The 13,962-nt window shown below is 71.1% G+C and carries 15 protein-coding genes; 3 read left to right on the top strand and 12 right to left on the bottom strand.

The window, feature by feature from the left end; all coding sequences use genetic code 11:
- Positions 1-3: 3 nt before the first annotated feature.
- Complete coding sequence (locus ABT324_RS17640; RefSeq protein WP_351178060.1) at positions 4-1,059, bottom strand: alkene reductase; 1,056 nt, start codon at positions 1,057-1,059, stop codon at positions 4-6.
- A 45-nt stretch (positions 1,060-1,104) separates the two neighbouring features.
- On the opposite strand from ABT324_RS17640, the gene ABT324_RS17635 reads away from it, so the two are divergent.
- Entirely contained in the window at positions 1,105-1,479 is a 375-nt protein-coding gene (locus ABT324_RS17635) for a MerR family transcriptional regulator (RefSeq protein WP_351178057.1), read from the top strand.
- 619 nt (positions 1,480-2,098) lie between these two features.
- Here ABT324_RS17635 and ABT324_RS17630 read toward each other — a convergent pair.
- The 7 genes from ABT324_RS17630 to ABT324_RS17600 all read right to left on the bottom strand — a co-directional run bounded on the left by ABT324_RS17630 (position 2,099) and on the right by ABT324_RS17600 (position 6,376).
- On the bottom strand, positions 2,099-2,647 hold the full coding sequence (locus ABT324_RS17630) for a YbaK/EbsC family protein (protein WP_351178054.1): 549 nt from the start codon (positions 2,645-2,647) through the stop codon (positions 2,099-2,101).
- 42 nt (positions 2,648-2,689) lie between these two features.
- The gene (locus ABT324_RS17625) at positions 2,690-3,427 is read right to left on the bottom strand and encodes an alpha/beta fold hydrolase (RefSeq protein WP_351178051.1); all 738 of its coding nucleotides are present in this window, start codon (positions 3,425-3,427) and stop codon (positions 2,690-2,692) included.
- Positions 3,427-3,726, bottom strand: coding sequence for a DUF2516 family protein (locus ABT324_RS17620; RefSeq protein ID WP_502949754.1), 300 nt, complete (start codon positions 3,724-3,726; stop codon positions 3,427-3,429). Before ABT324_RS17620 ends, ABT324_RS17625 begins: the two co-directional genes overlap by 1 nt.
- An 816-nt stretch (positions 3,727-4,542) precedes the next feature.
- On the bottom strand, positions 4,543-5,277 hold the full coding sequence (locus tag ABT324_RS17615) for a hypothetical protein (RefSeq protein ID WP_351178048.1): 735 nt from the start codon (positions 5,275-5,277) through the stop codon (positions 4,543-4,545).
- Between the two features lie 5 nt (positions 5,278-5,282).
- Positions 5,283-5,687, bottom strand: a complete 405-nt coding sequence (locus ABT324_RS17610) for a helix-turn-helix domain-containing protein (protein ID WP_351178045.1) — start codon at positions 5,685-5,687, stop codon at positions 5,283-5,285.
- Between the two features lie 78 nt (positions 5,688-5,765).
- On the bottom strand, positions 5,766-6,149 hold the full coding sequence (locus tag ABT324_RS17605; protein ID WP_351178042.1) for a VOC family protein: 384 nt from the start codon (positions 6,147-6,149) through the stop codon (positions 5,766-5,768).
- 11 nt (positions 6,150-6,160) lie between these two features.
- A complete protein-coding gene (locus ABT324_RS17600) occupies positions 6,161-6,376 on the bottom strand; it encodes a hypothetical protein (protein ID WP_351178039.1) in 216 nt (71 codons plus the stop codon).
- Positions 6,377-6,474: 98 nt separating this feature from the next.
- On the opposite strand from ABT324_RS17600, the gene ABT324_RS17595 reads away from it, so the two are divergent.
- Entirely contained in the window at positions 6,475-7,020 is a 546-nt protein-coding gene (locus tag ABT324_RS17595; RefSeq protein ID WP_351178036.1) for a CGNR zinc finger domain-containing protein, read from the top strand.
- 69 nt (positions 7,021-7,089) lie between these two features.
- Here ABT324_RS17595 and ABT324_RS17590 read toward each other — a convergent pair whose 3' ends face one another.
- Entirely contained in the window at positions 7,090-8,295 is a 1,206-nt protein-coding gene (locus ABT324_RS17590) for a DUF445 domain-containing protein (protein ID WP_351178033.1), read from the bottom strand.
- Between the two features lie 283 nt (positions 8,296-8,578).
- On the opposite strand from ABT324_RS17590, the gene ABT324_RS17585 reads away from it, so the two are divergent.
- Positions 8,579-9,751 (top strand): pyridoxal phosphate-dependent aminotransferase, encoded by a 1,173-nt coding sequence (locus ABT324_RS17585; protein WP_351178030.1) that lies wholly within the window; start codon positions 8,579-8,581, stop codon positions 9,749-9,751.
- Between the two features lie 456 nt (positions 9,752-10,207).
- On the opposite strand, the gene ABT324_RS17580 is transcribed toward ABT324_RS17585, so the two are convergent.
- From ABT324_RS17580 to ABT324_RS17570, 3 genes are read right to left on the bottom strand one after another with little or no spacing between them, the layout of a single operon-like run.
- Positions 10,208-12,826: a CHAT domain-containing protein gene (locus tag ABT324_RS17580; RefSeq protein WP_351178027.1), complete on the bottom strand. Its 2,619-nt coding sequence runs from the start codon at positions 12,824-12,826 to the stop codon at positions 10,208-10,210.
- Positions 12,823-13,299, bottom strand: a complete 477-nt coding sequence (locus tag ABT324_RS17575) for a hypothetical protein (protein ID WP_351178024.1) — start codon at positions 13,297-13,299, stop codon at positions 12,823-12,825. Before ABT324_RS17575 ends, ABT324_RS17580 begins: the two co-directional genes overlap by 4 nt.
- Positions 13,296-13,955 carry an RNA polymerase sigma factor gene (locus ABT324_RS17570; RefSeq protein ID WP_351178021.1) on the bottom strand — a complete coding sequence of 220 codons (660 nt, stop codon included), beginning with the start codon at positions 13,953-13,955 and terminating at the stop codon, positions 13,296-13,298. The genes ABT324_RS17575 and ABT324_RS17570 overlap by 4 nt, the downstream gene beginning before the upstream one ends.
- Between the last annotated feature and the right edge of the window lie 7 nt (positions 13,956-13,962).

Here is a 13,962-nt window from a genome sequence, read left to right as displayed (position 1 = left end):
GGCTCAGCCCGCGAACGGGTAGTCGACGTAGCCCTCCGGGCCGTGGGTGTAGAGGGTGCTCTCGTCGACCTCGGCCAGCGGGGCACCGGTGGCGAAGCGCTGCGGCAGGTCCGGGTTGGCGATGAACAGCCGCCCGAACGAGACCAGGTCCGCGAGTCCACCGTCGACCAGCGCCGCGCCGGTCTCCGCCGTGGTCGGGTGCCCGAACCCGGTGTTGCCGACCAGCGTCCCGGTCCACCGTGGACGGAGGTCGCGCAGCGCCGGGTAGCGGCTGTTGTCGGTCAGGTGCAGGTACGCCAGGCCCAGCGGCTCCAGGGCGTCGACGAGCGCCCGGTACACCGGCGCCGGGTCGGCCTCGACGAGCCCGGTGAGCGGGTTCCCCGGCGACAGGCGGATTCCCACCCGGTGCGCGCCGACCGCTCCCGCCACGGCTTCGGCGACCTCCACGGCGAACCGGGTGCGCCCGGTGCCGCCGTACCGGTCGCCCCGCAGGTTGGTGTTGTCCGCGAGGAACTGGTGCAGCAGGTAGCCGTTGGAGCCGTGAAGCTCCACCCCGTCGAAGCCCGCCTCGATCGCCCGCCGCGCGGAAGCCACGTGCTCGTCGATCGCCTGCGTGATGTCCGCGCTGGTCATCTCGCGCGGGATCAGCGCCCGCACCTTGCCGCTCGCGGTGTGCAGCTCGATGTTCGCGGGCACCGGCGAAGGCGCGACCGGGTGCAGCCCGCCGAGGTTGTTGTCCGGAACGGTCAACCGCCCGGCGTGCATGAGCTGCGCGAAGACCATCCCGTCCGCGCCGTGCACGGCATCGGTGACCGCACGCCAGCCAGCGACCTGCTCCGCCGAGACCAGACCCGGTCCGCGCAACGCGCCCTGCCCCTGCACGCTCGGCCAGATCCCCTCGGTGACGATCAGCGCGGCACCGGCGCGCTGGGCGTAGTAGTCCGCCACGAACGGCTGGGGGATGCCCTGCTCGTCACCGCGGAATCTGGTCATGGGGGCCATCACGACCCGGTTCGGCAGCGAGAGCGGTTCGTACGGCTTGAGCAGCGAGTTCGTCATGCGCTAGACGGTAGGATCTGACGTACGTGTCAGGTTCCACCGAAGGTGACGGAGACCACAATGCGGATCGGTGAACTGTCCCGTCGCACCGGGGTCAGCGTGCGCGCGCTCCGCTACCACGAGCAGCAGGGACTGCTGACCGCCACGCGAACCCCCGGCGGCCACCGGGAATACGCGGAGTCCGATGTGGACAAGGTGGCGCTCGTACAGCGGCTGATCGGCGCCGGTGTGCCGAGCGCGAAGATGGCCCAGATCTTCCCCTGCGTCTTCGGTGGGCACTCCAAGCCGACGATTGAGGTCGTCGAGGACCTCTGCGCCGAGCGGGAGCGGATCAACGGCATGATCGACGACTTGCTCGCCTCCCGGGGAATTCTCGACGACATGATCACCGACGCCCGCGTGGCCGCCGGGGTGGGCTAGCCCGCCACAGCCGAGGCGCGGCGGCCAGGACGGCGGCGCCGACCGAGGAGAACGCCCACGCGCCGAGCAAGCAGCGGAACTCACGGGTTCGCACGCCCACCCCGGAATCCACGGAACACCCATCTCCCCAAGCGAATCAACGGCGTCAGCCGCGCAACGAAGAACCACCGATCGCCACCACACCGCCAACGCAACATGCCCAACAACCACGGACAAAGTCACCCGATCTCTCCGTCCTACTCCGCTCCCGCGCCCCCGATCCTCTCTAGAACCGTTGCGGCGCAACGCGTTTCGCGCGAGAGGCATGGAAGTGACGTCCTCGGAAAAGGACGACGTGCTCTGCTGGACCCAGGAACTGGGGTTCAGCAACCCTTCCGGGTCGCGTTGTGGCTGGTTAGGACTCGTGAGCGGCGATGGTGGTTCTTACGACCATCGCCACTCACGAGCCTTGTGCAGGACCTTCTTGCACTAGATCTACTTCGGACAGCCTGACGAGGTCAGCGATGTCAACCGCAGCACCACATCATGCGGACCCAAGTCCGCCCACGGGACATCGACCGATGCTGCGGATGGCCGTGAGTGCGTAATAGTGTTCGAACACTGTTACGCACTCACGACCTCAGCGGCCCAGGCCGTCCAGGACCTCGGCGTTGGGGAGTTGGGTCAGGACCTCTCCGGGGGTGATCAGCTTGCTGCGGCGGACGCCGCTGCCGACCACCACCGCCGGGGCCTTGGCCACCTCCGCGTCGATCAGGACCGGCCAGTCCGCGGGGAGGCCGAACGGGGTGATCCCGCCGTACTCCATGCTGGTCAACTCGACCGCGTCGTCCATCGGGGCGAAGGACGCCTTGCGGACGTCCAGGCGGCGCTTGACCACCCCGTTCACATCCGCCCGGGTCGTCGCCAGCACCACGCACGCCGCGTAGCGGACCTCACCGGCCCGCTTGCCCGCGACGACCACGCAGTTCGCCGACAGCTCCAGCGGCGAGCCGTACTTCTCGCAGAACGCCGCGGTGTCCGCCAGGTCGGGGTCGATCTCGGTTGCGCCGATGCGCGCGTCGTCCAGTTGCCGGACCGACGCCGCAACCGGGTCGGCGAGCAAGTCGAGGCGCTCCAGCGCCGATGCCACGTCCAGCGTTCCTGCGGCCAAAGACCAATCTGCACCCATGCCCCGACAATACGAACCGCCGCTGGCCACCGGTGAGGTGGCTCACCCCAAAAAGTCCACCAGCAGTCGGCGCAGCTCACGACGGTGCGTGAGCATCGGCGCGGGCGAGGCGAAGACCTCCAGCCGTGCGTGGGCGAACGCGGCGGCTACCGCCTTGGCCACCTCCGCCGGGTGCAGCGGGTCCCCGGTCGCCCCGACCACGAGCACGTCCGAGCCGACGTTGCCCAGCGGGGCGGCGTCGGTCAGCGGCGCCTGCTCGGGCAGTTCGCGGAGCGCGTCTTCGAGGCGCATCAGCGCGGCCGCCCGCTGCTCGACGTAGTCCCCGACCTCGGCACCCGGTGGCATGTCGGCCGCGACGAGGGTGCGCAGCTCAGCGACGTCGCCCGCCGCTACCGCGTCGGCGAGGCGCTCGAAGGACCAGGTCGCCGCGACGTCGCGGGGGCGGTCCAAGGCGGCGGGGAGCAGCAGCGCCAGCTTCTCGAACCGGTCCGGGTGCTCGGCGGCGATGCGGGTCAGCGCGCCCGCACCGAGCGAAACACCGACCGCACGGGTCGCTCCCACCTCATCGGCGACCGCGAGGACATCGGCCGCGACGCTCGCGTAGTTCCAGTAGTCGGCTGGGGCGTCGGGGGCCTTGCCGTGGCTCGGCAGCGTGACGACGACGCGGGTGCCCGGCAGCCCGGAGGACGGGATGCGTGCTTCGCCCTCGGTGGCGCCCAAGCCGTGCACGACCAGCGTGACCGGGGTGCCGCGGCCATGCGCCGTCCAGCGGGAGTCCACTACCAGGACCGCCCCTGGATCTCCCGCACCTTGGGACGCACATCGACGATGTAGACCAGCGAGGCGACCAGCCCGGCGATCCAGATGATGTCGTACGGGCCCCGACTGGCCAGGATCAGCAGCAGCGCGGCGGCACCGGTGATGAGCAGCCACTTCACCTTGCTCAGCTTGTCCACGGCGGTGAACGCGTCGGGCCGCTGCAGCGCAGCGTGCACGAACGCGAAGACCCCGACCGGGATGCCCGCGATCCAGATCACCAGCAAGATCCACTGGTACAAAGCCAAGCCGGTAAGTGCCACGACCCCACTTTACGTCCTGCCCACCGCCCGGGGCACCCACCGATCCGCCAACCCCAGCGGCCCAGCTCCCCGAGCCCCTCCGACCGGAAGCCTTCCGGCCGCCCCGCGCACTCCCTCCGAGACGAGGCGATCCGCGATTTCAATGAGGTGATCTCATCGGACCCGCACAGGCGAGTCGCCGGGTGATTCACAGTTTCAACTGAAACTGTAACCCCGGGTGAGTGCCGAAACCGCTTCCACCGGCACCCAGCGCCGATCACAGGCGTTGATCAAGGGCGCCTTCGCCGACCGAGCCGGTGAAAGGTGCCCTTCGCTTGGGGCGAGCGAGAGTGGTGACGCGTCGGCGGAGGGGCGAGGGACAGTTACAGTTTCAACTGAAACTGTGCATCATCGGTGTGTCAGGCACCCGACACGCCGGTGATGCGTCGGGGCACTTACTGAGATCACCTCAATGGGAACCGCACGCCTGGTTCCAGCGGAGTGATCTCACCGGAAGCCTCGGGCGAGTCGCCGGACGATTCACAGTTTCAACTGAAACTGCTACTCCGGGGCTAGCGCCGAAGCCGCTACCACCTGCCCCCAGGGTCGATCCCGAGCGTTGACGAAGGGCACCTTTCGCCGACTGAGTCGGTGGAAGGTGCCCTCCACCTCGGGCGAGAAGGAGTGGTGACGCGTCGGATGCGTGGAGACCGAGCGCGCAGTTTCAATTGAAACTGCGCACCACCGGTGCGTCGGGTGCCCGACACACCGGTGGTGCGTCGTGGCGATTTCACCTGAGGTCAGCTCGATGAAACCGCGCGCGGTGGGGCCGGGCGGTCAGCTGTCGGTGGGCTTCTTCGCCGCGGGCTTGGTCGTGCTCTTCGCCGTCGACTTGGCCGACGGCTTGCGGGTCGCCGCCGCGGGCTTGGCCGCCGCGGGTTTGGCCGTCGCAGGCTTGGCCGCCGCAGGTTTGGCCGTCGCAGGCTTGGTCTCGGTTGCGGGCTTGGCCGCGGCTGGCTTCGGCTGCTCGGGCTCCGGGGTCTCTGACTGCGGCTGCTCGGCCTGCGGCTTGGCCGCCGCGGGCTCCTCGGCGTCGCCGGTCCTGCCGAACGGGCGGCTGACCTTGCCCAGCACGTCGTCGGCCAGGTCGCGGACCTCGCCCACGGTCTCCTCGACCCTGTCCTGCGCCGTGCCGACCTGGCTCCAGGCCTTCTTGACCTGCGGCTGGTCCTGCAGGCGGTGCAGGGTCTCCTCGCCGCGCTCGGCCAGGTAGTCGTAGAGCTGCTTGGCGGTCTGGCTGTAGGCGTCGACCCGCTTGCGCAGCTCCGCCGGGTCGAGCTTGCCGCGCAGCTCCTCCAGGTCGTTGGGCAGCTCCTGGCGGGCCGCCTCGGCGCGCTCGTTGAGCTGGGTGCGGACCTTGCCGACCGCCTCCAGCAGGGCCTGCGCGGCGAGGTCACCGGCCCCGAGGGCGGCGAGCAGCGGCGTGCGGGCCTGCTCGACGGCCTCGCCGAACGCCTTCTCGGCCTGCTCGCGCACCTTGGTCACGTCCTCGGTCTTCGGGAAACCCGGCATCGTGGTCACTCCTCGGTTTGCTTGCTGTCCTCGTCGGGTTCGGCGTCGTGCTCCCGCCGGAACGAGGCGTAGATGTCCAGCAGCACTTGCTTCTGCCGCTCGTTGAGCTGGGGGTCGGCGAGGACCGCGTCCACCACCGGCCCGCTCTCGCGGCGTTCCAGGATCCCGGCCTGCACGTAGAGCGCTTCGGCGGAGATCCGCAGCCCCTTGGCGATCTGCTGCAGGATCTCCGCGCTGGGCTTGCGCAACCCGCGTTCCACCTGGCTCAGGTACGGGTTGGACACGCCGGCGAGCTTCGCCAGCTGCCGCAACGAGATCTGGGCGTTGTTGCGTTGCGTCCGGATGTAGCTGCCGAGATCGCTGACCGCCTGATTCACGGCCTTGTTGACGGCTTTGTCGACACGTTCCACGGGCTGGCACCTCTCCGGTCACCAACCACGGTACGCACAAGTGCTAACTCTTGCAAGCACACTGCTTGCACCCGCGCCTCAGTCCTGGCAGGCGCACATGCAGAACGGGTGACCGACCGGGTCGGCGTAGACGCGGAACTTCGCGTCCTGCTTGTCCGACGGCTGCGGGAGCGGGGTCGCACCCGCCGCGACCGCCCGCTCGTGGCCCTCGTCGAGGGTCTGCACCCGGATGTCCAGGTGCATCATCTGCGGTACGTCCCGGCTGGGCCAGGTCGGCGGGCGGTAGCCGGGGTCGCGCTGGAAGGCCAGCGGAGCGCCGCCGTCAGGATCAGCCAGCTCCACCCAGTCGTCGTGCGACTCGGCCTCGTCGACCTGCCAGCCGAGCAGCCCGGCGTAGAACTCGGCCAGGGCACGCGGGTCGGGGCAGTCGATGGCGAACGCCGCCAGCTTCAACTTGGTCATCGTTCCTCCGTTCAGCTCAGGCAACCGCGCGGCGCGGGCCCGGGGTCGACCGCCGCGCCGGGGCGCAGCGGGGCCGAGGTCGCCGCCCACCAGTTGGCGAAGCGGTCGAGCCAGCGGGGCTGGAGCCGGCCGCCTTCGACCAGCGCACGGTCGACCTCCGCCTGCTGGGCAGCGTTGGCGGTCAGCCCGCGCCCGGTGTCCTGCGGCTCGAACTGGATCGGGTTCATCCCACACCCCTAACCGTCGAATCATGTTCATCGGTTACTAACTGGTGTGGGAAGTATGGTGGTTACACACGCTTGGCACAACCCCCTACTGGCTTACGATGGTGTTTGTGAACAGCAGAGCTGTCGCTCCGGAGGCGGTCCGACCACCGACACTGGAGACGGTCGGACTCGACTTCGACCACGACATCGAGCTAGTCCTTGCCTTCCTCAACACCTGCGACGCGGAGAAGGGCACCGAAACCCTGGACGACCACGACCAGTGGCAGCAGTGGTGCACCGACCGCAGCCTGGGAACGGCACCCGGCGTCGAAGCGGCGCGCGAGATCCGCGACTCAATGCGCAGCGCCGTCTCCTACGGGGTCCCCCCACCCACGCTGTCCACGGCGTGGCCGGTGCAGGTCCGCCTGCACCGGGGCATACCCGTGCTGACCGGCGTCGACGCCCTCGGCACCGTGCTGGTGGCGGCGGCCCGCCTGGTGCACACCGGGCACTGGGACCGGGTCAAGATCTGCCCGGCCGACGACTGCCTGGTGGCGTTCTACGACCGGTCCCGCAACCGCTCCCGGACCTGGTGCTCCATGCGGGTGTGCGGCAACCGGGAGAAGGCCCGCTCCTGGCGTGAACGGCACACCACGAGCGCCTGACCTGACCACGTGAGCAGAAGGCGGGCCAGTTCCGCGCAGAACTGGCCCGCCCCGGATCCCGGTGCGCCGTCAGAAGAACAGCTGGGAGACGCTGTAGATCGCCAGACCGGCGAGGGAACCGACCACCGTGCCGTTGATCCGGATGAACTGCAGGTCCCGGCCGACCTGGAGCTCGATCTTGCGCGAGGTCTCCTGGGCGTCCCAGCGCTCCACCGTGTCGGTGATCAGCGTGGTCAGCTCGGTGCGGTAGTTGGACACCACGTAGACCGTGGCGCCCTCCAGCCAGCCGTCCACCTTGGCCTGCAGCTCGGGCTCCTCGACCAGTCGGCGGCCCAGCGAGCGCAGGCCGTCGCGGACCCGCAGGCGCAGCTCGCTGGACGGGTCCTCGGCCGCGTCGAGCAGCATCTTCTTCGCGGTGCCCCAAGCCGAGGCGACCAGGTTCTGCACCTCGGGGTGCTCCAGCACCTGCTGCTGGATCTGCTCGGCCTTGGCCATCGTCCCCGGATCGTGCTGCAGGTCGTCGGCGAACTCGACCAGGAAGCGGTCGACCGCCTTGCGCATCGGGTGCTCGGGGTCGGTCTTGACCGCCCAGGCGAAGGACAGCACCTCGGCGTAGATCTTGTCGGCCACCATCGCGTCGAAGAACTTCGGCGACCAGGACGGCGCGCGCTGGCTGACCACCCGCAGCACCGTCTCGTGGTTGTCGCGCACCCAGTCGTAAGCCCGGTCGCAGACCAGGTCGACCAGCTTGTGGTGCGAGCCGTCGGCGAAGACCTGCCCCAGGATCCGCCCGAGCGGCGGGCCGAACGGCTGCGCCAGCACCTTGCGCACGACCGCCTGCTCCAGCACGGCCTGCACGTCGTCGTCCCGCAGCACCTGCACGGCACCGCGCACGGCGGTGGCCAGCTCCGAGGTGACCCGCTCGGCGTGCTCCTCGTCATCAATCCAGGCCCCCAGCCGACGGCTGATCTCGGCCCGGCGCAGCTTGTCCCGCACCACCGGCTCGGACAGGAAGTTGGAGCCGACGAAGTCCCCGAGGCTGCGGCCGATCACGTCCTTGCGGGTGGGGATGATCGCGGTGTGCGGGATCGGCAGCCCGAGCGGCCGCCGGAACAGCGCGGTGACCGCGAACCAGTCCGCCAGCGCACCGACCATGCCCGCCTCGGCGGCGGCCCGCACGTAGCCCGCCCACGCCGCGCCGGTGCTCTCCTGCCAGCGGGCGAAGACGTAGACGAGGGCCGCGAACACCAGGAGGCCGCCTGCGACGGCCTTCATCCGCCGCAGGCGTCGGCGCTTGTCAGTGTCGGAAACCGAGGTGGGCTGCACACACCGATTGTGGCAGTGCTCGACCAGTGCTCACCCCGTTGGCGGGTCGGAGGCCTGCCGCACCGCACCCCACCCCGAACCGGGTGATCGCGACATTCCGCCTGGTGAGCGCCCGCGTGCCGGGTGAGCTGCGGCATCGGCGAGCGTGTCGGAAACCTCAGCAGTCCCACTTCCTGGACGGAGGCGAGCTGGACCCGCACAGCGGCGCCCGCTTCGACTACTCTCGGCAGGCGTGCGTACTCCAGCCCTCACCACCCGGTTGCGCCCGTTCACCTCGACGATCTTCGCCGAGATCACCGAGCTCGCCCGGCGGACCGGCGCGGTCAACCTCGGCCAGGGCTTCCCGGACACCGACGGCCCCGAGGGCATGCTGCGGGTCGCGCAGGAAGCGATCGCCAACGGTGTGAACCAGTACCCGCCCGGAGCGGGCGAGCCCGACCTGCGCGCCGCGATCTCCGAGCACCGCGCCGCGCGCTACGGCATCGAGCACCGGCCCGAGGACGAGGTGCTGGTCACCGTCGGCGCCACCGAGGCGCTGACCGCCGCGATGCTCGCCCTCGTCGAGCCCGGCGACGAGGTGGTGCTCATCGAGCCCTACTACGACTCGTACCCGGTCGCGGTCGCGATGGCCGGTGGGGTGCGCCGCACCGTCGCGCTCCGGCAGGGCCCCGACCACCGCTTCGAGCTCGACCTGGACGCGCTGCGCGCCACCGTCGGCCCGCAGACGCGCGCCCTGGTGCTCAACTCGCCGCACAACCCGACCGGCACCGTGTTCACCGACGCCGAGCTGGCCGCCATCGCCGAGGTCTGCCGCGAGCACGACGTCATCGCCATCACCGACGAGGTCTACGAACACCTCCTCTTCGACGGCCGCGAGCACCACCCGCTGGCCACCCTGCCCGGCATGGCCGAGCGCACGCTGTCGACCTCCAGCGTGGGCAAGAGCTTCAGCGCCACCGGCTGGAAGATCGGCTGGATCTGCGGCCCCGCCGAACTCGTCGCCGCGGTGCGCGCCGCCAAGCAGTTCATGACCTTCGTCGGCGGCGCCCCGTTCCAGCCCGCCGTCGCCCACGCCCTGCGCAACGAGCTCGACTGGGTCGAGCAGCTGCGCAAGGACCTGCAGCGCAAGCGCGACCGGCTCGCCGACGGCCTGACCGAAGCGGGCTTCGACGTGCTCACCAGCGAAGGAACCTACTTCATCTGCGCGGACGTCCGCCCCCTCGGCTTCGACGACGGCGAACAGCTCTGCCGCTCGCTCCCGGAACGCATCGGCCTCGCCGCGATCCCGGTCCAGGTCTTCTGCGACAACCCGGACCCGGCCAAGCACCTGGTCCGCTTTGCCTTCTGCAAGAAGGATGAAGTGCTAGAGGAAGCAATCACCCGCCTGCACAGGCTTCGCCGTTAGGTCTTCGCTAGTTCCAGTGGTTGGTTTGCTTGGCGGTGCGGGTAGCGGAACCTCAGCGTCCGCCTGGACTGCGGGTGCCCAACTTCGTGCATGCCAATACACGGCAGTTGGGCCGTCCTCGCCAGGCGAACGCTGAGAACCCGCGGCGGTGCCAGTTGCGAGGGTGGGCGATGCGCCTGCGGCGCATGCGACACCTTTACATCGGCGCCAGACGGTCTTCGCGGTAGCTGTTCACCGCTGGAAGCGGCTTCGCCGCTTGCCTGACGGGGGCGTTGCGGCGACTCGTGTCACCTCTCTTCCTCGCCTGGGGGTGTAGGGCGCTTCTCGCCAACTCAGTCGGCGAAAGGTGCCCTTCCACCGTCCCGCGGTCGGTGTCGGAGGCCCTTCGTTGGTTGGCCCTGGTGGTTCAGTTTGGTTGCGGTCTTGGTGGGTTCGGTTCCTCTCCTTCGGGTGTTGTCATCCGGTTCCTCCGTAGCCGAGGCAGACGAAGCCTGATTCGCCGTGGTGGGCTTGGGCTGTTGCCAGGGCTTGGGCTGGGGTTACTCCTTCGCTGAGGGATTCGTGGAGGGTCTTCATCACCTGGACCGTTCGTTCGTCGGGGACCGGGACGACGCTGGCGATCACCGTTGCCGTTCCTCTGCCGAGGAGGGTTGTCGCCAGGCCGCTGAGCTGGTCCCCTCGGCTGACCGCGGACCTGCCCACGTCGCACGCCGACAGGACCACCGTGGTGGGGCCGCGGTGCAGGCGGTCCAGGTCGTAGGCGTAGAGCGGGCCGTCCGCCAAGTCCAGGCAGGACAGCAGCGGCTGGTCGTCGCGGAACCTGCCGTGCGCGGCGATGTGCACCACCGCCGCACCATCCACAGTGGAAAGGACGCGATCGGTGGTCGCGTCCGATCCGGTCAGCAAGCAACCGCCCGCTGCGTCGTGCAACGCGCGCACCTCGCCTTCGGCGTGGTTCAAGCCCGGTCCGGCGATCCACACCGCTGACCCCGAAGGGTCGACGGCGCGGGCGTCCAGCGCAGCGCGCAGCCAGCACCGCACCGACGGGGCCACCGTCACGCTCCGAGCGCGGCACGCTGGGAGCGCTGCCCAGGGCAGCACGTGCAGTCGTCCAGTGGGGACGACTACCAGCGGGCGTCCACATGCGAGCGCGGGAAGCACCGGTTGCAGGAGTTGGGCCTGCAGCTCCTCCGCCGCTTGCCGGGCACCGTGCTCGAACATGGGCGCGGCACGCGGCGCGGTGCCGGTCGCCTGCCGGGCGAGCAGGTGCCGGAGGCGAGCCGCTTGGGTGTGCGCACTCGATTCCGGTCCCAGCACGTGCAGCCGAACACGTCCCTCCACGATGGACACGGCGAACAACCGTCCGCGGTGGGCGCAGAAGCTCAGCAACGCGGAATCACCGAGTTCAGCGATCACCTCGCCCAGTCCGCACGGCGACGGCAGCCCGCTGGTCCGCCCCTCCACCAGCAGCGCCCGGTGCCGGACCTGTTCCTCCAGCCCGGCGACGGTTCGCAACGCCCGCGTCGGGTTCCGCGCGCGCTGGGTCTCCTGCACGGCCGAGCGCAGCCGCACCAGAGCCGAGTTCAGCTGCGCATCCACGGGCGGGCGGAGAGCTCGGCGGTGCAGGGCACTGGCCCGTGAGCGCTCCGTCCAGCGCAGCACCAGCTCCGGGCCCCCGGTGCGCAGCGCCGCGCCGACCGCGAGGTCACCGAGTTCGCTGGCCAGGCCTGCGGTGTGCGCGCGCAGTTCGAACGCCACCATGTCCGAGAGCTGGCCGTCCACCGCGCGCAACCCACCCCGGCAGGCCTCGAACAGCCGCTCCACGTCACCGTCCTGCTCGGCCAGCAGTGCTTCGGCCAGCCACCCGAGGGCCCGGTGCTGCGGAGGCGCCACCACCGCGTCCTTCAACGGTGCGCACAGGGCGAGCAGCTTCCGGGAGGTCGTGCGCATGCCTGCCCGCGCCGCGCACCGCGCTGCCGTGAGGCGGAGTTCCGCGGCCAGGCCCGTCCAACCGAACTCCGCGCACGCCGCAGCCGCACGCCGGGCAGCCGACAAGGCGTACCGCGAGCACTGGCCGGAGCGCAGCTTCGCCTGCCACACCACGGCGGTCGCCAGCGCCGCCCAGGCCGGGCGCCGCTGCGCCCGGAACAGGCGCCGAGCGCTGCTGGCCGCCTGCACCGCCGCAGGCAGGTCGTCGACGCGCAGCGCGCACCCGGCCAGCGCCAGCCGGGTGTCGGCGAGCCGACCGGCGCGGCCGCAGGAAGCCAAGCGGTCCGCCGCCTGCTCCATCACCGCCCGCGCCTCGGTGGCCAGCCCGGCGGCGGCCAGCGCCTCCGCCCGGTCGACCAGCGCTTCCGGACTCGACCGCACGTCCAGGCCCACCGCGACCGCCTCCTCGAACAGCCGTAGCGCCCGCGGCAGGTCACCGGCGCGGAACGCGACGCAGCCCCGGTTGTGCCGACACCCCGCGGCCCGCGCGGTCTGCCCACCTGCCGCGAAGACCTGCTCCGCCGCGGACAGGTCCGACTCGGCGGCCACCAGCCGGTTCGCGTACAGGTTGGCCAGGCCGCGCCCCATCAGCGCGTTGGCCGTCCAGCGCCGGTCGTCGTCGGCCCGCAGGCTGCGCAGCGCCCGGGTCAGCTCCGCGCGCGCATCGCGGTGCTGATCACCCCGGCAGAGCAACAACCCGCGCAGGCACGCCGCCCGCCCCTGCTCCGCAGTGGGCAGCCGCGGTTCCGCCGCGCGCAGGTTCGCCCAGCTGGCGTCGACGTCACCGCGCTCCAGCTCCACCCACGCCAGCGTGAGCTGCAGCTGGGCCGCCAGCTGCCACCGCTGCGCACGCCGCGCCGCGGTGATCCCCAGCCGGGCGTGGCGGTGCGCCTGCCGCACCCGCCCCTGCTCGACGGCCGCGAGCGCGGCGATGTGCCGGGCCAGCGCGCGGAGCTCGCCGTCCGCCTCGGACAGCAGCTCCGCCGCCTTGCGCATCGCGGCTTCCGGCGCCGAGCTGGCGTGGTCCCGCCACCACAGCGCGGAGCCGATCCGGTCCGGCGGTGCCACCGCCGTCCCGGCGCTCAACAGACCAGCCAATCCGCGACGGCGGGCGCCGACCGCAGCGGCCAGAACACCACGCTCAGCGGGCCCCGTGGGACGTCCGCCGCCCCGAAGGCGCCGTGATCGTCCAGCACGCTCGCGCACTCACCAGCCCGGTGGCGCAGCACCACGTCACCGCTCGGTGGCGCTCCACCCGCGCGGTTCAGCACCATGCCGGACACCCGGTAGCGGTCCTCCGCGACCGGCGCCAGGTCCAGCTCCAGGACCCGCCCCGGCATCGCGAAGGTGAGCACCCGCGGCTCCGGCGGGCCGAGGGAGCGCACCTTGGCCAGCGACTCCGCCGAGTCCCCGATCAGCTGCAGCGGCACCGGGTCCTGGTAGTCCGCGCGCCGCGACATCGCCGCGTACGCGCCCGCGAGCGCGCGCTCGGGAACGGGATCGCAGGACTGGAACAGGTCCCGCAACCGGCGCAGCTCGCCCGGCATCCCCGCGCTCATCCCGCCACCTCCTCGGGCACCTCGGCGGCGAGCATGCGCCGCCGCAGCTCCGCCAGGCACCGGCTCTTCTTCGGGCCGATCGTGCCGCGCGGCCACCCCAGAGCCTCGCTGACCTGCGCGTAGCTCGCCTCCGGCGCGACCGCCAGCACGCGCAGCAGCTGCTGGCAGCGCTGCGGCAGCTCGGCGAACGACTTCGCCAGCCGCGAGCTCGTCCACTCCCGCAGCACCCGGTGCTCCGGGCCCTCCCCCGGATCGACACCGCTGAGCAGCTCGGAGTCCAGCCCCACCGGCGACTCCCGCTGCCGCGCGCGGTGCAGCCGCAGCGATTCCCGACGCGCGGTGGTCACCAGCCACGCGGACAGCGACCCCGGATCGCGCAACCGGTCCAGGTTCTCCGCGAGCAGCAACCACGTCGCCTGGCAGATGTCCTCGGCGTCGGCGCTGTTCGCGGAGAACGCCCGCGACACACCCCAGACCACCGCCGCGTTGCGGTCCACCAGCTCCCGCCACGCCTGCTGATCCCCGGCCGCCGCCCGGCGCAACAACACCGCTGCGGCACCGGTCTCCCCGACCTCGTGCACGACCTGCTCCTCCCCGCGTTCCCGATCTCCGTGCCCCCGGGTAAATAGAGGAGCGAGCAGGCCGTGCAGATTCACTTCCCGC

The organism is Saccharopolyspora sp. NPDC000359 (assembly GCF_040300525.1).
Taxonomy (GTDB): Bacteria; Actinomycetota; Actinomycetes; order Mycobacteriales; family Pseudonocardiaceae; genus Saccharopolyspora.
Note: the sequence above shows the minus strand (reverse complement) of the source record. Positions and strands in the feature narration are given on the sequence as shown.